The 20612-nt window shown below is 71.8% G+C and carries 11 protein-coding genes and 2 pseudogenes; 9 read left to right on the plus strand and 4 right to left on the minus strand.

The window, feature by feature from the left end; translation table 11 throughout:
• From ACFYXV_RS32030 to ACFYXV_RS32050, 5 genes and pseudogenes are all read left to right on the plus strand, one after another.
• A pseudogene (locus ACFYXV_RS32030) lies at window positions 1-176 on the plus strand (MFS transporter); the annotation flags it as partial.
• A gap of 768 nt (window positions 177-944) precedes the next feature.
• Window positions 945-2402: an aldehyde dehydrogenase family protein gene (locus tag ACFYXV_RS32035; protein ID WP_389384797.1), complete on the plus strand. Its 1458-nt coding sequence runs from the start codon at window positions 945-947 to the stop codon at window positions 2400-2402.
• A gap of 176 nt (window positions 2403-2578) precedes the next feature.
• Window positions 2579-4135, plus strand: coding sequence for a carotenoid oxygenase family protein (locus ACFYXV_RS32040; protein WP_389384798.1), 1557 nt, complete (start codon window positions 2579-2581; stop codon window positions 4133-4135).
• Window positions 4136-4269: 134 nt separating this feature from the next.
• Window positions 4270-4815: a TetR/AcrR family transcriptional regulator gene (locus ACFYXV_RS32045; protein WP_389384799.1), complete on the plus strand. Its 546-nt coding sequence runs from the start codon at window positions 4270-4272 to the stop codon at window positions 4813-4815.
• Window positions 4816-4936: 121 nt separating this feature from the next.
• Window positions 4937-5086: pseudogene (locus ACFYXV_RS32050) on the plus strand (IS30 family transposase); the annotation flags it as partial.
• A gap of 117 nt (window positions 5087-5203) precedes the next feature.
• On the opposite strand, the gene ACFYXV_RS32055 reads toward ACFYXV_RS32050, so the two are convergent.
• On the minus strand, window positions 5204-7228 hold the full coding sequence (locus tag ACFYXV_RS32055) for a BTAD domain-containing putative transcriptional regulator (RefSeq protein ID WP_389384800.1): 2025 nt from the start codon (window positions 7226-7228) through the stop codon (window positions 5204-5206).
• A gap of 304 nt (window positions 7229-7532) precedes the next feature.
• Between ACFYXV_RS32055 and ACFYXV_RS32060 the strand changes: the two genes are divergently transcribed.
• Window positions 7533-7655 (plus strand): hypothetical protein, encoded by a 123-nt coding sequence (locus ACFYXV_RS32060; protein WP_385466168.1) that lies wholly within the window; start codon window positions 7533-7535, stop codon window positions 7653-7655.
• Between the two features lie 104 nt (window positions 7656-7759).
• A complete protein-coding gene (locus ACFYXV_RS32065; protein WP_385466165.1) occupies window positions 7760-8467 on the plus strand; it encodes a type VII secretion system-associated protein in 708 nt (235 codons plus the stop codon).
• A gap of 75 nt (window positions 8468-8542) precedes the next feature.
• Here ACFYXV_RS32065 and ACFYXV_RS32070 read toward each other — a convergent pair whose 3' ends face one another.
• Genes ACFYXV_RS32070 through eccCa form a run of 3 tightly spaced genes read right to left on the minus strand, consistent with a single transcriptional unit; the run spans window position 8543 to window position 17093 of the window.
• Window positions 8543-11857 carry a right-handed parallel beta-helix repeat-containing protein gene (locus tag ACFYXV_RS32070; RefSeq protein WP_389384838.1) on the minus strand — a complete coding sequence of 1105 codons (3315 nt, stop codon included), beginning with the start codon at window positions 11855-11857 and terminating at the stop codon, window positions 8543-8545.
• Window positions 11858-11901: 44 nt separating this feature from the next.
• A complete protein-coding gene (locus tag ACFYXV_RS32075; RefSeq protein ID WP_389384801.1) occupies window positions 11902-13116 on the minus strand; it encodes a S8 family serine peptidase in 1215 nt (404 codons plus the stop codon).
• Window positions 13113-17093: a type VII secretion protein EccCa gene (gene eccCa / locus ACFYXV_RS32080; RefSeq protein ID WP_389384802.1), complete on the minus strand. Its 3981-nt coding sequence runs from the start codon at window positions 17091-17093 to the stop codon at window positions 13113-13115. The genes ACFYXV_RS32075 and eccCa overlap by 4 nt, the downstream gene beginning before the upstream one ends.
• 607 nt (window positions 17094-17700) lie before the next feature.
• On the opposite strand from eccCa, the gene eccD reads away from it, so the two are divergent.
• Together eccD and eccB are read left to right on the plus strand one after the other, a co-directional pair.
• Window positions 17701-19101, plus strand: coding sequence for a type VII secretion integral membrane protein EccD (gene eccD / locus ACFYXV_RS32085; RefSeq protein WP_389384803.1), 1401 nt, complete (start codon window positions 17701-17703; stop codon window positions 19099-19101).
• A gap of 49 nt (window positions 19102-19150) precedes the next feature.
• Window positions 19151-20608, plus strand: coding sequence for a type VII secretion protein EccB (gene eccB / locus ACFYXV_RS32090; protein WP_389384804.1), 1458 nt, complete (start codon window positions 19151-19153; stop codon window positions 20606-20608).
• The last annotated feature ends 4 nt before the right edge of the window (window positions 20609-20612 follow it).

Raw genomic sequence — 20612 nt, forward strand, 5'->3', positions numbered from 1 at the left:
TGCTCCCCGCCCCGGTCCGCACCTGGCTGGAGAACGCCTACGGCCACGGCATCGCCGACGTCTTCCTCTACGCCGCCCCCACCGCACTCCTCGCCCTCCTCCTCTGCCTCTTCATCGAAGAGGCCCCGCTGCAGACCACCGTCGCACCGGCCCGGCCTGAGGAGAAACAGGCCGCGTGATCTGCGCCGCCGGACGTGCTGACAGGCGGGTGCACGCCCGACTCCCCGCAGGCCGGTACGCATCAGGGCCGGCGCAGGTCGGCCGGGGCTGCGGAACGAGTCCGCGGAGCACTCCACCCCTCTTCACGGCCCCGGCTGCCAGGCCCTCCGGTAGGGCCTCGAAGAGGCCGGTGTCCCCCACCGCCTGAAGCGGTTGCGGACGGTGGGCCGGGGACCGAACCCGGTCGGCACCTCCCGCCACTGCCCACCCGGCCTGAACCGCCGCATACGCAACTCACGGGCAGGGAGCAGGGGATCACCAGTGTGCTGCACGGCCGCGCTGCACACGGCGTCGCCGATCGTGCCGGGGTGGCAGTTGCTTCCCGCGTCGGCGGGCTTGAACTCCGCCACCACCATCGCGGTGTTGTGCCGGAACACGGCAGCAGTCACCGGCGGAGCCGGGTGGGTGTGGGGGGGGGCTGTGCCGGGGCGGTCACCGTTCCGCTCTGCAGTCGTCGAGGTGTAAGGCGGGCTCCAGTTGACCGTGCAGTCAGCCCGTCCTCGGGGCTGCTTGACTTCTATGATCGGTCTATCAATCATAGAAATCACTGGAACGCCTTGCTCGGCCGAGCACCGCACGGTACGGCCCGAGGATCCCTTCCCCTGCGAGCCAATGGTCAAAGCCCCACACCGGGGGTTCCGGCTCGGCCCCGAGCCCCAAGCGCCATCCATCGAGCTGCGATCGATGGCAACCTTTCTGATGGATCAATCAATAGGAGAATCGTGATGGTCACGACATCTGGCGCCGCCCGTCCCTTCTGGTGCGCCGGGCGGCAGGAACGGGGTCAGGACGTCTTCGCCGTTCACTCCCCCTGGGACGGCAGCCTGGTTGGGATGGTTGAGGTACCCGACGAAGAGCAGGTCGAGCGTGCCGTCGCGGCCGCGGTGGCTGCGGAGAAGGAGTTCAGCGCCACACCCGCGTACCTGCGGGCCGACGCGCTGGACCACGTGGCCAAACGCCTGACCGAGCGAGCCGGGGAGATAGCGCAGCTGATCACGGCGGAGAGCGGCAAGCCGCTCAAGTGGTCGCGGATCGAGGTGGCGAGGGCGGTGTCCGTGTTCCGCCTCGCGGCGGAGGAAGCCCGCCGTTTCAACGGGGCCGAGGGGCAGCGCCTGGACACCGACCCCGGCGGCACCGGTCGGCTCGCCCTGGTTCGGCGATTCCCCAAGGGCGTCGTCCTCGGTATCGCACCCTTCAACTTCCCGCTCAACCTGGTCGCCCACAAGGTCGCCCCGGCGATTGCCGTCGGGGCGCCGATCATCCTCAAGCCCGCGCCGGCCACTCCGCTGTCCGCCCTGGTGCTGGGCGAGCTGCTGGCCGAGACCGACCTTCCGGCCGGGTCGTGGAGCATCCTCCCGGTCCCGAACGACCGGATGGCGAGCCTGGTCCAGGACGAGCGGCTGCCGGTCATCTCCTTCACCGGCTCCGACACGGTCGGCTACGGCATCCAGGACTCGGTTCCACGCAAGCACGTCACGCTGGAACTGGGCGGCAATGGAGCGGCCGTCGTGCTCGCCGATTTCTCCAGCGAAGCAGACCTGGAGTGGGCGGCAGCCCGCATCGCCACCTTCGCGAACTACCAGGGCGGCCAGTCCTGCATATCGGTGCAGCGAGTGATCGCCGATGCCACCGTCCACGACCGACTTGTGAAGAAGCTCGTCGCGAAACTCGGCGAGCAGATCGCCGGCGACCCCCGTGACGACAGCGTCGACGTCGGGCCGCTGATCACCGAGGCGGCCGCACGGCGGGTGGAGAGCTGGGTTCAGGAAGCCGTGGCCGGCGGCGCGAAGGTACTGGCCGGCGGCCCGCGCGCGGGAGCCTTCCACCCGCCGACCCTCCTCTCGGATGTTCCCCCCGGTGTCCGTCTGGCCACCGAGGAGGTCTTCGGACCGGTCATGACCATCGAGGCGGTCAACGGCACCGACGAGGCCTTCGCCGCAGTCAACGACTCCAGATTCGGCCTGCAGGCCGGGGTGTTCACCCATGACGGCAAGACCGCGTTCCGTGCGCACCGCGAGCTGGAGGTCGGCGGCGTGATCATCGGCGACGTCCCCTCGTACCGGGCCGACCAGATGCCGTACGGCGGTGTCAAGGCATCGGGCGTCGGCCGCGAAGGGGTCGCCTACGCCATGGCCGACTACACCTACGAGCGCGTCCTCGTCCTGACCCAGCTGCCCCTCTGACACCCGAGCCCTCGGCTGCGCGCGGACCAGGCATCCAGATCCCCGCCCCGCTCCCCGGTCCCGCGAAGCCCCGGGGATTCGGTTCCCGGAGCAGACCGCGCGACAGAGCCACCACCTTCACACCTCCACGCATGCCCGCCAGGGCTTACACCCATCCGATACAAGGAGCGCACACGATGTCCCAGCTGACAGCCTCCCAGCTCGCCGACCACTTCGATCCGCAGACCAACCTGGACCATCTGGTGCGCCAAGGGCTGTACCGCGGGGGGCTCGGCAACCGCGTGGGAACCCTGCGCGGCGCGCTGGGCTGGGAGAACCTGCCGCACGAGGTCGACATGGACGACGTGCCGGTACGCGGGAAGCTGCCCCAGTGGCTGTCGGGCAGCCTGCTGCGCAATGGCGTCGGCAAGCTCGACCTCGGTGTCGACCACCTGGAGCACTGGTACGACGGCCTGTCCCTGCTGCAGCGTTTCACTTTCAGCGCGGGCAAGGTCAGCTACCGCTGCCGGTTCCTGCACAGCCCCGCCTATCTGGCTGCAGAGAAGGACGGCCGACTGCACCACCGCTCACTGTTCGCCGACCCCGGCCACGACATCCTGCGCGGCGAGCAGACCGAGTTCGTCGCCGAGGGCGTCAACGCCAACATCACCTTCACCCGTATCAAGGAGGCGGTCATCGCGCTGTGCGACCACCCCATGGGTGTCGAGATCGACCCGGTCACACTGGAAACCCGCGACCTGTACGACCTCAAGGCCTCGCAGCACGGCGGCCCCGGCAGCGTGGCGGCCCCCGCGCACCTGCAGCGCGATTACAAGCGCGGCCTGGAGTACAGCGTCCACACCTGCTTCGGTCCCAACCCCACCTACGACGTCATCGTCACCGACGTTGCCACCGGCACCAAGTCCGTACTGAACTCCATCCCCGTGCAGGGCCGACCCAGCATCCGCCACTCCTTCGCCCTCACCGAGAACTACCTCGTCCTGCTCCAGTACCCCCTGGGCACCGACCCGGCCAAGGTCGAAGCCATGATCGCGGGCGACCTCCCCAGGGCCGCCACCTGGTCCTGGGCCGAGGAGACCCCGGTCAAGATCTACATCGTCAGCCGAAACGACGGCAGCCTGGTGCACGTCATGGAAACCGACGCCATGTACTGCATGCACAACGCCAACGCCTACGAGCACGGCGACACCATCGTCATGGACCTGGTGGCCTACGACGGCGCCGAGCACTGGGGCGACTACGTCATCGCGCGCCGCCGCTCCGGCGCGCCGCTGTCAACCGGACAGCTGCGCCGCTACACCCTGCCGCTGAAGGGCGCCGGCAAGGCCGACTACGAGGTGGTCAGCAGCCAGACCATGGAACTGCCGACCTACAACGTCGGCCAGTACAACACTCTCGGCTACCGCTACGTCTACGCCGCCGGCCAGCGCCAGGACCTGCCGGAGGTCGCCTACAACCAGGTCGTCAAGGCCGACACCGCCTCGAACGTGAGCACCGTATGGTTCGAGGACGGCTGCTTCCCCGGCGAGCCCGTCTTCGTGCCCCGCCCCGGCGCCACGGCCGAGGACGACGGCGTCCTGCTCTCCTTGGTGCTCGACTCACGCTCCCGCACCTCATTCCTGCTCGTCCTGGACGCCCGGGAGCTCACCGAGATCGCACGCGCCCAGCTGGACACCTTCATCCCCTACGGCTTCCACGGCCAGTTCATGGGCGAGCACTACGCCAGCATCTGATCCCCCTGCCTTCGTCCTGTCCGCGCCCTGCTCACCCGCCGTGTGAGCAGGGCGCGGACAGGACGAAGGCGGGACAAGGCACTGGCCCGACTGCCCTCTTTGACTTCTGTGATTGATGAATCAATACTGGCGGGATGGTGAAATCACAGAAGAACGGCGGAGCGCGCCCCACAGCCGCCGAACGCCGCGAGCAGGTGCTCGCCGCCGCGATCGTGGAGTTCGCCGAGAACGGATACCAGGCCGCGCGCACCGGCGACATCGCCAAACGCGCCGGGATCTCCCAGCCCTACATCTACGCGCTCTTCGAGAACAAGAAGGTCCTCTTCCTCGCCGTGCAGGAACTCGTCAGCGAACGCATCCGCGAGGCGTTCGCCGCCGCCTGGCAGCCCAGCGACGACCCGGACAGAGCACTCACCGCACTCGGCGCCGTCCACCAGGCCCTGATGGCCGACCGCAACCTGCTGCGCTGCCGCCTGCAGGGCTACGCCGCCACCAGCGACCCCGAAATCCGGACCCGCATGCGCGAGCTCTACACCCAGACCTTCGAATGGCTCACCGACCTCACCGGCCTCAACGTCGAAACAGTCGCCCGCTTCAACGCCACCGGCCTGCTCCTCGACATCGGCTCAGCCCTGGACCTCCCCCGCGCCTACGTCTACGCCCCCACCACCCGCTCCTGAGGTTTTCAGGGTGGGGCCGGTGGGTTGACGGACAGGCCGGTGGAGGTGAGGCAGCCACTCAAGTCGGGCGCATGGGGCGGGAGGCCACCAGGACTCCGACGGCACCTACGGAGCCTGGCAGGACAGACGACGGGCGAAGGCGTGGAGCCCGGAGCAGATCTCGCACCGGCCCGGCTTCGTGCCGATTCCCCCGGTGATGAGTCCATGCGCATGAGCCACGAAGCGATCTGTCAGACGCTGTTCGTCGAAGGCCGTGGCGCACTCAAGGCGCTCACGGCATCCATGACACAGCTGCCCGAGCAGCTGCGCAAAACCCTCTCCTGGGACCGCGGGAAGGAACTCTCCCGCCATGACCACACCGGCCCTCCGGGCCGCGTCACTGAACCCGTCACCCAAAACTGCAGCAGATCCGCCTGCGCTCAAGAGAGCCGGTCATACCGTCCGCCGATCGAGGCAGCCGCAGTACCACCGCGCGGACGCCGTCCGGGGCCGTGCTCCCCACCGCGTTCGCGCGGAAGGAACGCACAGCCTCGTGGAGCCCGGCTGGTGACGGAGCCAGCCGCTCCGCCGCGTCGGCGAGCACGGCCAGGCGCACCTGGCGTCCGGCCGGGGTGAGGGTGGCGAGCACCACGTCGCGCATCGGGCCGCTGAACCGGTAGCCCGGTCCTCCCTCCCAGGTGAGGACACCGGCGCCGATGGCCGCGTCCACGAGGGCGAGAAGCTCTCGCGCCGACAGCTCCTGGGCCGCCGCGAGCAGTCGCAGGTCCAGGACCTCCCCGGCGGCGGCGGCGTTCGCGAGCATCAGGCGGGCCGCCTCGGGCAGGACCATGATGCGCGGCAGCAGGACGGCCTCGACCGCGAGCGGGAGCCGTGCCCCGGGCCCGGTGCGGTGCCGGGGCTCCAGCGCGAGCAGTTCGCGCAGGACGAAGTGATTGCCCTCGCTGCGCCGGTGCAGGGCCGCGGCTGCCTCCGGAGAGCCGTCCTCTTCGCGAGCGCACAGGATCCGGGCCACGCCGGCGGCGTCCAGCGGCTTGAGCGGGATGTACTCCGCGCCCGCGTACGCCAGGTCGGCCATCAGCCCGGCCAGTGCCGGAGTCCTGGAATCGCGTACGGACACCACCACCGCGACCGGCTCGTCGCGCAGCAGCGACGCGAGTCGGCGCAGGAATGCCAGGCAGTCGGCGCACTGCTCGTCCAGGTCGTCAAGGACGTACAGGACGGGCCGCTGACGCAGCTGCCGTAGCAGGTCCGGGGCAGGCCGATGCGCGCACGCGATGCCGGAGCGGGCCGAGCAGTCGGCAGGTGCCCGGACCGCGCGCAGCTCGGCGAGCAGCCGCTCCGCCGGCGAGTCGGCTGCCCCGGCGCGGTCCGCGTCGCGGCAGCCGAGACGCGCGACGGTGAAACCGTGCGCCGTCGCGTACGAGACGGCCGAAGACAGCAGGTCCGTTTTCCCCGAACCGGTATCACCGGCAACGACGGCCCAGCGGGCCCCCTTCGGCGAGGCCGCGACCACCTCACGCAGCCGATCCGCCTCGTCCTCGCGTCCCAGGGCCCGAATGCCCTTGGTCTCGACAGGGGCTGTCGGCGTGGCCGTCGCCGCGTCGGCCGGACGCCGCGCCTGTCGCCCGCCCGATGCCGCCGGGTCGTGGCGCACGATCGCGAGGTGCAGTTCGCGCAGTGCCGGGCCCGGGTCCACGCCGAGCTCCTCGGCGAGGATCGTGCGCAGCCGCGCGTACTGCTGGAGGGCTTCTCCGGAGCGGCCCGCCCGGTGCAGGGCGCGGAGCAGGACCTCCCAAGCCTCTTCGCGCAGCGGAGCCGACTTGGTGAGGCGTTCGGTGATCCCTATGGCGGCGTCCACGTCGCCCTCGGCGAGAAGGATCCCGGCGAGCATCTCCTCGGCGAGCTGCCGCATGCCCATGAGCCGGGCCGCCTCCTGCTCGGCGAACCGGTGGGCGGCGGCGTCCTGGAGCGCCGTCTCGCCCCGCCACAGGCCCAGGCCCCGTTCGAGCGCGCGGCGCGCGGCGGCGGGATCGGAGGCGGCCCTGGCCTCGCGCGCCTCGTGGAGGGCCGCCTCGAAGACATGCGTGTCCAGGTCCTGGGCGCCGGCGGCCAGGACGTAGCCCCCGGACTCGCGCACCAGCAGGGTCGACTTCGTGTCCCGGCCACGGTCCGGCTCCAAGGCGGAGCGGAGCCTGCTGATGTGCGAATGGACCGAGGACACCGCCCCGGCGGGATGCCGCTGTCTGTCCCAGAGGTCCGCGCACAGCTGGTCGACGGACACGGCCTGACCGGCGCTCAGGAGGAGTCGGATCAGCAGGATGCGGCGCTTGGGCGGTCCCAGGTCGATCTGCCGGTCACCGCACCGGACCTCGAGCGGTCCGAGCAGGCTGAATCTAAGGCTGTGGCCGGTCACGGCATCCTCCATGAAAACTGGACTGGTCTGTGCCGATATACGGCGACGCTCCGGACGCTCCTTCCGGGAGGTTCGGGGGTCCGGCACCCCCTACCACGTGGGAGGTCACCTTGGGGGTCACCTTGATTCGAAATTGAACCCGGAGCCCGTGACATCCGTAGAAGCAGATCACCGACCCGGCCTTCCGCCCCAAGGCCGAGCGCGTCCTCGGTCTGTACGCCCGCCTGCGACGTCCACCGCGCAAAGATCTTCGGCCGCTGCGAGCCGGGAACCGGCACCGCCCCGTTCATGAACCGAGCAGACTGTGGCCGCTCGTCCGAAGTCCTCGGTGGTGGCGGCGCAGCCGAGTACCGGACACGTCCTCGCAGTTGCCGAACACGAGGCGTTCAGCACGATGGTGGCGCAGGTGCTGCGCTCCGGCGGCTGACAGCGAAGATGACAGGGTTTCGGCAAGGCGGGTGCGATGAACTGCCCCTGCCGGGGTCGACGCCCTTGACGGCCCCCCGGCCCGACGTAACGGAGAGAAGGACCATGGCATCCGCACACGAGGAATCGGAGACCGTCGGCCCCTTGGGCCCCGCCCCCGGCGCCGACCCCGTACCTGGGCTCGGCGTGAGCCCGGGCGAGCCCGGCTACCGGACGCCCCCCGACAACATCGTGGCGGCAGCGAAGACCGCGCCGGGCCACTGGCTCCACATGGTCGATCCCCACTGGATGGGATCCGACGGCGAGGAGCCCCCGTCGTGGGCCGTGCTCGGCCGCTGGCGCACGGACGAGGAGGGCGAGATCGTCGAGTGGCAGACGAACGACGCGTACCGCCCCTCCCCCGACGTCCGAGACTGGGCGCCGCCGGCGGGGCGGCTGGACCACGCCCTCCAGCTGACCGCCACCGGCTACATGGAGGAGTCGGTCCTCCACCTCGTCCTCGCCGACTCCGAGGTGGCGGTCTGCGTGGAGGAGGACGGGACGCTCACCACTGCGGAGCTCCCCGAGGGGCCCAAGGCCGTCCCGGTGTTCCCCCCCTCCCCCACCCTGGCGGCGGACGACGTGCCGCCCCACACGCTGATGTCGGCCCCCGAACTCCTGGACCGGCTGGTGGACGACGACCGGCAGGTCCTCCTCCTGTCCGCTTCCGCGCCCGTCGCCCAGATCGTCTCGCCGGACGCGCTGCGTGCCGCGTACGCGGACGTGGAGCGGTGGAGGGCCGAGCATCCCGAGGAAGCCGTTCCGGCCACCTGACGTACGACGGAGGGCGCTCGGCGGGGGGAGGATCCCCCCGCCGAGCGCCTTCCGCATGGACGTACGGTCTTTCCCTCAGGCCGTGGTGAAGTCCGTGTCGGCGGCCAGGTCCTCGGGCAGGAGGCTGCGCAACTGGTCCAGCGTCGCGTTCGGGGTGCCGCCGAGTCGGCGCGCCTGCCGGGTGATCATGGAGTCGAGGAGCTGGCGGGCCAGGCGCGCGTTGCCGAAGGAACGGTCCCGGGGCAGCGCGTCGATCTGCCGGTGCAGGACCTCGACGGTGCCGGGGGCACACTCGTAGCCGGATGTCTCCGCCTGGCCCCTGATGATGGTGACCAGTTCGTCGGTCGTGTAGTTCTCGAAGCGCACCTGGCGTGCGAAGCGGGAGGCCAGGCCCGGGTTCGAGTCGAGGAAGCGGCGCATCTCCCCGGTGTAGCCGGCGGCGATGACGACCACCTCGTCGCGATGGTCCTCCATGAGCTTGAGCAGGGTGTCGACGGCCTCGCGACCGAAGTCGTTCGAGGACCCCTCGGGGGTGAGCGTGTACGCCTCGTCGATGAACAGCACACCGCCCAGGGCGCTGCGGAACACCTCCTGCGTCAGCTGCGCGGTGTGCCCGACGTAGCGGCCGACGAGGTCGGCGCGGGCGACCTCCACCAGCTGTCCCTTGGGCAGCACGCCCAGGGAGTGCAGGAGCTCGGCGTAGAGCCGGGCCACGGTGGTCTTGCCCGTGCCGGGCGGACCGGAGAAGATCAGGTGCTGGCTGATACGGGTCACGGGCAGCCCGGCGGCCTCGCGCTGGGCCGAGGTGGCCAGGAGATTGACGAGGTCGGTGACCTCACGCTTGACGGCTCCGAGACCGACCATGGCGTGGAGTCGGGCGAGCATCTCCTCGCGGTTCCCGGCGGTGGCGGCGGCCGCGTCCGTGCCCTCGTCGCCGACGTCGGCGGGCATGAAGAGCGTCAGGTCGCTCTCGGCCGGGTCCTGCATCGCGGCCAGCCGGAACGACTGCCGGTCGATCATTCTCTCGAAGACCCCGCGGGCCGCGCGGCCGTTGCCGAAGGTGGCGTCCCGGGTCATCCCGCCGAAGTGCGTGGCGAGTGCCTGCGCGGTGCCCGGTCCCAGTTCGTAGCGGTGTGCGTGGCACATGTTCTCGGTGATGGTCACCAGCTCGTCGACGGAGTAGTTCTCGAACTCGATCGTGCGGCTGAAGCGCGAGGCCATGCCGGGGTTGGCGGAGAGGAAGCCCTCCATGTCGGCGGAGTAGCCGGCGACGATCACGACGACGTCGTCACGGTGGTCCTCCATGAGCTTGACAAGGGTGTCGATGGCCTCGCGGCCGAAGTCGGCGCCCGAGCCGCGGGAGTCGGACAGCAGGGTGTAGGCCTCGTCAATGAACAGGACGCCGCCCAAGGCCTGGTTGAAGGTCTCGGTGGTCTTGAGCGCGGTCCCGCCGATGATCGAGGCGACCAGGTCGGGGCGGGCAACCTCGACGAGGTGGCCGGAGCGCAGGATGCCCAGTTCGGCGAGGATCGACCCGTAGAGCCGGGCGACGGTGGTCTTGCCGGTGCCGGGCGGGCCCGCGAAGACCAGGTGGCGGCTCATGGTGGCGACGGGCATGCCGAGGCGGCTGCGGCGCTGGGCCAGCTGGTTGAGGTTGACGAGGGTACGGACCTGGTGCTTCACACCGTCCAGGCCGACCAGCGAATCCAAATGGTCCAGCGGACTCAGATCCTTCGGATCGACCGGCCGGGCCGGCCCGCCCCCCGTGCCGTGGGTGCCCGCGCTCTCGCCCCACTCGTCGGGCACCGCGTTGCCCGTGCTGGTCAGATCGGACACCTCCAGGCGGGCCCCGGGTCGGGTCTGGCGCAGGCCGGCGCCCCGGTTGTCCCGCAGGACGCACCCGTTGAGCTGGACGGCGTCCGAGCTGTCGACGCGGATGCCGTCGCCGACGCTGCCCGTGATCGCGCAGGCGTGCAGTTCGGCCCGGCCTCCCTCCGCGACGAGCACCCCGTGCGCGGCGGCGGAGCCGATCCGGAGCCGGGTCAGCGTCGCTTCACCGCCCGTGGCGACGGCAACGCCGGAGGCTCCGCTGGTGTCGATCTCGCAGTCGCGGACGGTGGCGGTGCCGCCCGCGCCGATCTGGATCCCGACATCGGCCACGGAGCGCAGCACGGTGTCGCTGATGTGTGTGCCGGCCCCGTCGGCGATGGAGATGCCGGCGGCTCCGGCCCGGTCGACGGTGCAGGACTCCAGGCGTCCGCGGCCGTTGTCGCCGACGTCGACGCCGATACCGGCGGGCGAGGTGATGCGGGCGCGGCGGATCAGCGGATTGGCCTGGGAGCGGATGAAGACGGCGGTGCCGGCCGCGTCGACGATCTCGAGCCGGTCGAACTCCGCGGCGGACTGCTCGACGAGCGCGACCGCGCCCGGCGCGTGCCGGCAGTTGCGGACGACCGTACGGGTGAGGGACGGCGAGCTGCTGGCCTGGACCCGGATGGCGGCGTCCCCGGCGTCGCTGAACTCGCAGTCCTCGAAGGTGCCGCGGGAGCGGTCGGTGATGAGGAGGCCGTACCCCTTGGTGTGCTCGGTGCGGCAGCGGCGCATCAACGGGTCCGCGCCGTCGAACAGGGTGATGCCGGGGCCCGTGGTGGCGGAGACGGTGACCTCCTCCAGAACGGGTCGGGAGGCGCTGGTCACGTACACGCCGATGGAGACGTCGCGGACGGAGGTGCGCAGCACCCGGGTGCTGCTGTTGCCCTCCAGGGCGAGACCGGGCTTGTGGGTGCCGGATATGTGGCAGTCCTCGACGCTGCCCTGCGCCTCCCCGTTGGCGAGGACACCGTTCCCGCGCGCGTCGCGGATGCGGCAGTTGCGGACCGTGGAACGGGTCTGTTCGCCCAGGACCACTCCGGAGGTCTCCAGGTTCTCGATGAGGCAGTCCTCGATGGTGCTGCCCATGGGAGAGGTGTCGACGATCCCGGCGCCGCCGCTGTTGGTGACGCGGCAGTTGCGCATGGCGAGGGATCCGGTGTGGCGGGCCAGTACCGCGGTCCAGCCCGAACCGATGACGGTGCAGCCCTCCATGGCGACCTGCCCGCGCGCGGCGTCGACCACCGGCAGGTCGTCCCCGCCGCCGCGCAGGGTGAGGTCGGTGATCATCACAGCGTCAGCGACGAGGACGAGCGCCGAACCACTACGGGGACACACCTCCACCTGGCCCGCCTCACCCTCGGCGACGAGGGTGACGCGTGTCTTGACCATGAGGTTCTCGGTGTAGCGGCCGGGGCGGACCCGGATGACCGCTCCGGAGCGGGCGGCGGCAAGGGCTTCGCCGATGGTGGCGTAACCACCCGGCTGGTCCGCGGAGACGACAAGTACCTGCCGTGACACGGTTCGGTCCTCCTGGGTGAAGTCGGGGTAGTGAGGTCTGCTGCTCATGGTCCTGGGGCCTCGGCGCCGTTGCCCGGTGGGCTGTCGGCGGGCTGCCAGCCCCGGTCCCTGCCGCGGGGGACGACAAAGGCTCCGGCGGCCACCAGGACGACCAGGCCGAGGGTGCCGCCGCCGATGAACAGGGCGGTGCGCAGGCCCTGCTGGTGCGGCGCGGCGGCGATCCGGGCGGCGGGCTCGCGGGGTTCGCCGTGCGGCCGTTCGGGGGCGGGGACGGCGGCGACGGCCGCGTAGGCGTCGAGCTGGGGCACGTCGGCCGGGTAGGCGGACGCGACGAGCCGCTGGGACAGTTGTTCGGGGGTCAGTCGTGGATCGCGCGCCAGCACCAGCGCCGCGACCCCGGCGGCGTGCGCCGCCGCGAGGGAGGACCCCGAGCCCAGGTAATGGCCGGTGCCCGAGGGCCCGATGCCCACCACCGCTTCGCCGGGCGCGGACAGGTCGGGGGCGAAGGGGGCGGGGGCCTTCTTCGGGGGAGACCCACCGGGTCCGTGGGCGGCGACGGACAGGACCTGCGGGACGAAGGCCGGGAAGTACGGGCGGGCGGTCAGGTCCGGCTGCCCGCCCTGGCCCTGCGGCGCGGCGTCCGGGGTGGCGGGGGCAATGACCAGCGCCCGCTTCTGCGTCGCGTAGGCGACGGCGGCCGTCAGTTCCTCCCGCCCGTCGAGCAGGGCCCGCGCCACGTAGACGATGCGGGCCCCGCCGTCGACGGCGGCCCGGATCCCGGCGGCCAGGCGCTGCGGATCGGTGGCGCCGCGCTCGTCGGTGCCGGCGATGGCGAGCACGCGGGCGCCGGAGGCGACCCCGTCGACCTTGCCCTCGGCGAGCGGGGAGCCCGCGATCACCCCGGCGGCGAAACTGCCGTGCCCCACACAGTCCTTGCCGCCGCCGTCGACCCGCCCGACGAGGGCGCGCAGCCCGTTGGCGACGCCGGTGTCCACGACGCCCACGGTCACCCCTTGGCCGTCGGAGAGCTGCCAGGCCCCGGGCAGGCCGAGTTCCTTCACCGTCCACGGCTCCGTCTCGGCGGTGACCTGCGAGGCCGCCGTGCAGGGCTCGCCGGGGGCGAGCGCCCAGCGCAGGGCGGGCAGGGCCACCGGGTCGTTGGCGGCCGGCGCGGCGGCCCGTGCCGACGGGGGCAGGGCCAGGGCCAGGCAGGGTACGGCGGCCGCCACCGCCGCCCAGGCCAGGACGCGGGGCCTCACGAGGTCTCCGGTCCGGTCAGGGCGAGCTGGACCTGGACGTTTCTGCGGCGTGCAATGCGGGTGGCGCGGCCGGGCGGCAGGATGCGGCCCTTCACGTTGCCGAAGACGTAGCCCTCCGTCGGCGGGCAGGACAGCAGCAGGCTGGGCGTGTTGACCTCCTGGAGGCGCCGCATCAGGGTCTCGTTCAGGCCGCGCCCGGCGCCGGCGGCGGCGCGGGCGACGACGAGGTGCAGGCCGACCTCGTAGCCGAGGGCGAGGTGGTCGAGGAGCGGACCGAACGGCTGGTTCATGGGGTTGTTGCCGCTGACCATGTCGTAGTCGTCCACCAGGACGAACAGCCGCGGTCCCTGCCACCAGTCGCAGGTACGCATCCGGGAGGGCGAGATGTCGGGGCCGGGCAGCCGGGAGACGACGGCGCGGGCGGCCCCGTCCAGGAGGTCCTTGAGGGCGTCGATGGACACGGCGTGACCGAGCCGGTACTCGTCGGGGACGGCCTCGACGAGTTCGCGCCGATAGTCGACGATCATGATGCGGGCCTCGGCGGGCGTGTAGCGCTTCATCACGGCCTCCGCGACGAGCTTCAGCGTGTTCGTCTTGCCGCTCTCGGTGTCGCCCACCACGATCATGTGCGGTGTCTGGGAGAAGTCGTGGTAGACGGTGGAGAGGGCGTTCTCCTCCAGTCCGAGCGGTATCCGTACGTCGCCGTCCGGCGGCGGCAGTTCGGAGGCGGGCAGCAGCGTGGGCAGCATCCGTACGGGCGGTGCGACCGGGCCGGACCAGGCCTCCTGTACGGCGGCCACGAGCGCCGCGACCCCGTCGGAAAGGTCCTCGGCCGTGGTGCTGCCGTCGATGCGGGGGAGCGCGGCGAGGTAGTGCAGCTTGCCCTCGCGGGTGAGGCCCCGGCCGGGGGTGCGGGGTACGTTGGCCGCTTTGCGGGGGTCGATGCCGGAGTCCATCGCGTCGCCCATGCGCAGTTCGAGGTGGGTGCCGGCCTGGTCGCGCACGGCGGAGGACAGCTCCACCCAGCGGGCGGTGGTGACGACGAGGTGGATGCCGTAGTTCAGGCCGCGTGCGGCCAGGGCGTTGAAGGCGGCGACGTACTGGTCGAAGTCCTGCCGTACGGTCGACCAGCCGTCGATGATCAGGAACACGTCCCCGTGGGTCTCGCCGGGCAATGCGCCCGCGGCGCGGCGGCGGCGGAAGGTGGCCATCGAGTCGATGCCCTCTTCGAGGAAGAGCCGTTCGCGGTGGCTGAGCAGGGTTGTGACCTCCGCGACGACCCGGCCGACCCGTTCCTCGTCGAGCCGGGCGGCGACGCCTCCGACGTGCGGGAGCCCGGTGAGCCCGGCGAGTGCGCCTCCGCCGAAGTCGAGGCAGTAGAACTGGACTTCGCGGGGCGAATGGGTCAGGGCGAGCGAGGTCATCAGGGTGCGGACGAGCGTGCTCTTGCCGCTCTGCGGGCCGCCTGCGATGGCGATGTGGCCGCCCGATCCCGCCAGGTCGACGCAGAGCAGGTCGCGCTTCTGCTCGAAGGGCCGGTCCACGATGCCTACGGGCACCCCGTTCAGGGTGCCGCGCTGCGCCCAGCCGGTCGGGGTGAGGCCGAAGTCGGGGTGGGGAGCGAGGCCGGGCAGCAGGGCGTCGAGGGCCGGGGGCTCGGCGAGCGGCGGCAGCCATACCTGGTGGGCGGGCGGCCCGGCGTCGCGCATCCGCTCCACGGCGACCGAGAGCAGGGTCTCGGCCTCCTCTTCCGCCTCGGGCGCCGGTGTCGCGGGTGTTTCCGGGTCGGGGACGGTCCTCGGCACGACCCAGCCCGCCGTCCAGGGGACGACCTGGCTGGCGACGCGCTCCTGGTTGGCGGCGCCGCCGCGCCTGACGTACGGGCCGGAGACGTAGGCTGCGCGGAAGCGGATCAGGGCCTCGACGCCCGTCTTCATGAAGCCGGCGCCGGGCTGAGGGGGCAGCTCGTAGGCGTCGGGGACGCCGAGGACGCCGCGGCTCTCCATGGCGGAGAAGGTGCGCAGGCCGATGCGGTAGGACAGGTGGCTTTCGAGCTGGTGCATGCGGCCTTCGTCCAGGCGCTGCGAGGCCAGCAGGAGGTGGACGCCCAGGCTGCGACCGAGGCGTCCGATCATCACGAAGAGGTCCATGAACTCGCGGTGGGCGGAGAGCAGCTCGCTGAACTCGTCGACGACGACGAAGAGGCTGGGCAGCGGGTCCAGTTGCGCACCGGCGGCGCGGGCCTTCTCGTAGTCCAGCGCCGAGGTGTAGTTGCCGGCGCGGCGCAGCAGTTCCTGGCGGCGCATGAGCTCGCCGTGCAGGGCGTCCTGCATGCGTGCGACGAGGGCCACTTCGTCGGCGAGGTTGGTGATGACGGCCGAGGTGTGCGGGAGCGCGTCGAGGCCGAGGAACGTGGCGCCGCCCTTGAAGTCGACGAGTACGAAGTTCAGGGTCTCGGAGGAGTTGGTGAGGGCCAGGGCGAGGACGAGGGTGCGCAGCAGCTCGGACTTGCCGGAGCCGGTGGCGCCGATGAGCATGCCGTGCGGGCCGGTGCCGCCCTGCGCGGACTCCTTGATGTCGAGCTCCACCGGGATCCCGTCGGCGGCCACCGCGATGGGGACACGCAGGCGTTCGCCGATCGAGCGGCGGCGCCACAGCTCGGGCGCGTCGTGCCGGTGCAGATCGGGTATGCCGAGGAGCGTGGTCAGTTCGACCTCGCTGGACAAGGGTTCCTTGGAGTCGGTGCCGAAACCGATCCGGTGGGGCGCGAGCCGCTTGGCGAGTGAGGTCGCGCCGACGACGCCGATGGCGTCGGACCGGCCGAGTGCGGTGGTCTGCTCCTTGCGGTCCCGGTCGGTGCGGACGAGGGACACCTCCTCGTCGGTGAGGTCGAGGCGCAGGGTGGCTTTGCCGGGGCGCCAGGTCAGGCAGGAGCCGATGTCCAGGACGACGGTGTTGCGGGAGCCGAGGCCGTCGAAACGGTGGCCGCCGGGTGCGGGCACTCCGTCGAGGACGATCACGCAGTAGGGCTCCTCTCGGCCGGACACGGCTTCGGGGTCGAAGGCGGGCCGTTCCGCGATCTCGGGGCCGAGGAGGTCCTCAAGCTCGTTGAAGGAGTGGACGACGCGGCGCACCGAGCCGGCGCCGTCCTGGGCGTGCGGGTGCAGGCTGTGCGGCAGCCATTTGGCCCATTCGTAGGAGGCCTGGTGCTCCTCGGCTGCGCAGATCGCGATCCACAGGTCGTCGGGGGCGTGCAGGGTCGCGAGCTGGCACAGGAGGGCGCGGACCATGGCGCGCAGCCGCTCCTCGTCACCGCGCAGCAGCACCCGCGCCCACGCCTTGAGATAGATGGCGATCGGCTGGTCGGGGACGATGGAGTAGGCGCGGATGAAGCTGCGCAGGGCGTGGGCGCAGAGCGGTTCGAGGTCCTCCACCGGCTTGGTGGACAACGGGTTCAGGCGCAGTCCCAGCTTCTGGTCCCCGACTGCCACGCGGACCTCCGCGAAGTCCTTGTCCGTGGGGCGCCGCTCCCAGAGCCGTGAGGTGCCCACCAGCGACCAGAGCGCAGCGGGTTCGATGTGGCGCCAGCTGAGGGCACGCTGCTGCTCCACCACGGAGGCGCGCACCTTGCGGCGGGTCTGGGTGAGGTAGCGCAGGTAGTCGCGGCGCTCCGCCTTGAGTGTGTTCTTGCGGTCGGCGCTGCGCTTCATGAACTGGCCGGCGATCATCGCCACGGAGGCGACGAGCATCAGGCCGAGCGCGAGGTACATGAACCCGCGGCCGCCCTGCTGGCCGCTGGGCCGCATGAACATCAGCATCATCGACACCGACATCAGGGCCATGGGGAGGTACTGCCAGACCGCCGAGCTGTCCGGCACCACCTCGCTCAGGGTGGGCGGCTCCTGAAGGCTCAGCTCACCTTCCGGCATGTCCGGGCCGGGCCGGCGGGCCGGCCTGCGAAACAGCACGACGCTCAACGGGGCTTCTCCTTGGGTGGGGTGGTCCACGCCGCCCGCGGGCCTGCGTGGATGTGGATGTACGGGTGCCGACTCGGGTGCGTCCGCGGACCCGGCGGGCGGGGCGGTGGCGGCGCGGAGCAGCGCGGAGCAGCGCGGAGCAGCGCGGAGCAGCGCGGAGCAGCGCGGAGCAGCGCGGAGCAGCGCGTGGAGGGAGCACCGGGTGCGTGCGGGCCCGGAACCGACATCCTGCAGGAAGGAGTCGGCGGCGGGGGTTCTCGTCCATAACGAGTTGAGGAACAACCGCGGGCGTTGAAGCGAGCACCCGTTCAGAAGCAGGCGTTGTACAAGTAGTGTGCAGGTGATCGGCGCGTTCGTCCAACACATGGTCCTTCTCCTGCGGCCCTCCGGACCCCTGCGCGCCGCCCCTCGCGTCGCCGCTCCCCGACGCCACCCGCCACACTCTCGTGCCCTGCCGGGCCTTCGCCCGCCGCGTCGTCGCGCCCGCCCAGACGTCCCGTACGCCCGTACGTCCCGTACATCCGTACGCCCGTACGTCCGGAAGACGAGCACCCCGCCGATGGACACCCCCGTGACCCGACCCCCGATATGAGGACCGCGAGCCCCCATGACCGAAAACTCCGTCAACTCCCTGTGCCGCCTGACCGTGCGCGCCCCGGCGAAGCTGATCGACCTGGCCGTACCGTCCGACGTCCCAGTCGCCGACCTGCTGCCCACCCTCGTCGAGTACGCGGGCGAAAACCTCGCCGAATCCGGCCTGGAGCACAGCGGCTGGGTGCTCCAGCGGCTGGGCGGTGAGCGCTTGGCCGAGGAGCTGAGCATCGAATCCCTCGGCCTGCGCGACGGCGACACGGTCTACTTGCGCCCCCACACGGATCAACTGCCGGAGGTCCACCTCGACGACCTCGTGGACGGCATATCCACCACCATGCAGCAGCGCCCGTACGGCTGGACCGCCACGATCAGCCGCCGCGTGCTGCTGTCCTGGGCCGCCGCCGTCCTCGCGGCGGGCTTCGCACTCCTGTGCGTGCCCGGGAGCTCGGGAAGCCTGCGGGCGCTGGCGGCGGCCGGAGTCGCCGTCCTGCTGCTGGCCGGCGCGGGTTCGGCGAGCCGGGCCGTGGGGGACGCGGCGTCCGCACTGGCGCTGGCCCTGCCCGCGATCTGCTACCTGGGGCTGGCGGGCTGGCTGCTGCCGGGCGGGGAGCTGGCGGGCCCGTACCTGTACCAGGCGCTCGGGTCGCGGGTCCTGGCCGCCGGGGCCGCCGCGACGGGCGGGGCGATGATCGCCCTGACGGTCGTGGCGGCGTACGCGGGCGTGTTCGTGGCCGCCGCAGTGGTCGGCCTCTCGGGGGCGCTGGCCGGCGGCCTGATGGTCGCCGCGGACCTGGCGCCGGCCCAGACGGCGGGCGTCGTGGCCCTGGCGGCCGTCCTCTTCGGCGCGTTCGTCCCGTCCCTGTCGTTCCGCCTAGCCGGGTTGCGGCTGCCGCTGCTCCCGACGAACGCGCAGCAGCTCCAGGAGGGCATCGAGCCCCACCCGCCCGCGGTGGTGGCCCAGCGCGCGACGCTCGCGGACGACTGGATGACCGGGCTGTACGGGGCCGCCGGCGCGGTGTGCACCGGCGCCCTGCTGGGCCTGGCAACCCGGCCCGGGCTGTCCTCGCTTCTGACGATCGGGGCCCTGACGCTGCTACTGGTCCTGCACAGCCGGGGGCTCGGCAACACCCTTCAGCGGATCTCGCTGCTGCTGCCGAGCGGCATCGGCCTCCTGCTTCTGCTGTTCGCGGCGGCGACGTCGTTCTCGCCGCACGGCCGACTGCTGCTCCTCGCCACCCTGCTCGCGGTGACGGCGGCGCTGACCGTGGCCTCCTGGACCGTGCCGGGCCGCCGGATGGTGCCGTACTGGGCCCGGGCCGCCGAACTGCTCCACTCCGCGGCGGCGATCGCCACGCTGCCCCTCGCGATCTGGGTGCTCGGCGTCTACGGATACCTGCGCGGACTGAACGGCTGACGGCCGACGGCCGACCGATCGACCGATGCCGACCACGGAGGAATGACACATGCAGAACAAACGCGATCAGGTCCACGCCCACATGTTCCTGATGGGCCGCCTGACCTCCAGCATGCTGCGCGCCGACCCTGACTCGCCGGAGAGCCCGCAGGGGCGTACGAACCGGGGAATCGCCATCGGGGTCATCTTCGCCGTCCTGGTGTCGGCGGGCGCCTTCGTGTTCGGGCTGCTCGCGCCCGGCACCAAGGACTCGTGGCGGAGCTCGGGAGCGCTGATCGTGGAGAAGGAGACCGGCTCGCGCTACCTGTACGTGGACGGCCGGCTCCGCCCGGTCCGCAACTACGCCTCCGCCCGCTTGCTGCTGGGAACCAAGCTGAAGACCACGACGGTCGGCTCGGCCTCGCTCAAGGACACCCCGCACGGCGCGTCGGCGGGCATACCGGGTGCTCCGGACGGGCTGCCGTCCGCGCGGGACCTGTCGACGGCGCCCTGGCAGGTGTGTTCCTCGACGGGGCCGGAGGGCCAGGGCCCGGTGAGCACCCTGGCGGTGGCGGCGGAGCCGACGGGCACGCCGCTCGGAGAACGGCAGGGGCTGCTCGCGACGGGCCCGGACGGCACCCCGTACGTACTGTGGAGCGGCATGCGGCTGCGCCTGGACGCGCAGCGCGGCGCTCGGGAGGCCCTCGGCTACGGTTCGGCCGCCCCGCTGAAGGTGTCAGCGGCGCTGCTCGGGGCGCTGCCTGCGGGGCCCGATCTCACGCCGCCCGAGGTGCCGGGCCGGGGCAGTCCGGGGCCGCAGCTCGGCGGCCGGGCCACGCAGATCGGGCAGTTGTTCCGGGTGTCCGTGATGGGCGCCGACGCCCCGCGGACTTACCTGTTGCGGCAGGAGGGCCTCCAGCCGGTCTCGGCGACCACCGCGGCACTGATGCTCGGCGATCCGCAGACTCGGGAGAAGGCGTACGGGGGCGAGTCCCCGGTGGTGGCCGAGCTGGGCGCCGACGCGCTACGGGGCCGACTGGCGCCGGAGGACCCCGCCGGCAAGGACTCGGAGCGCCTGCCGCAGTCCCCGCCGCAGCTGATGGGCGTCCCCAAGGGAAGCAGCCCGTGCGTGCGCATCACACCGGCCGGGGCGGACGCCAAGGGAACACGGATCAGCATGGCCCTGGTCGCTTCGCCCACGCCGGGGCCGGTCGCCGAATCGTCGGACGCCGTCGCACCGCCCTGCACACCCATCGACCGGGTCACGGTGCCGCCGGGGGGCGGCGTACTGGTCCAGGCGCTCAGCGCGAGCGGCGCGCAGGTCGGCGGGACGCTGTACCTGGTCACCGGAACCGGGCTGAAGTACCGCATCGTGTCGACGAAGACGGCTGAGGCCCTCGGCTACGACACGGCCTCCGCCCAGGGTCTGCCGTCGCAGTTCCTCGGCATGCTGCCGTCCGGCCCGGACCTGTCCACCGAGGCCGCGCAGGAGGGGCGTTCCCAGGTCACGGGGCCGGTCTGCAAGTAGGTGG

The sequence above is a fragment of the Streptomyces sp. NPDC002181 genome, from assembly GCF_042890485.1.
GTDB lineage: Bacteria > Actinomycetota > Actinomycetes > Streptomycetales > Streptomycetaceae > Streptomyces.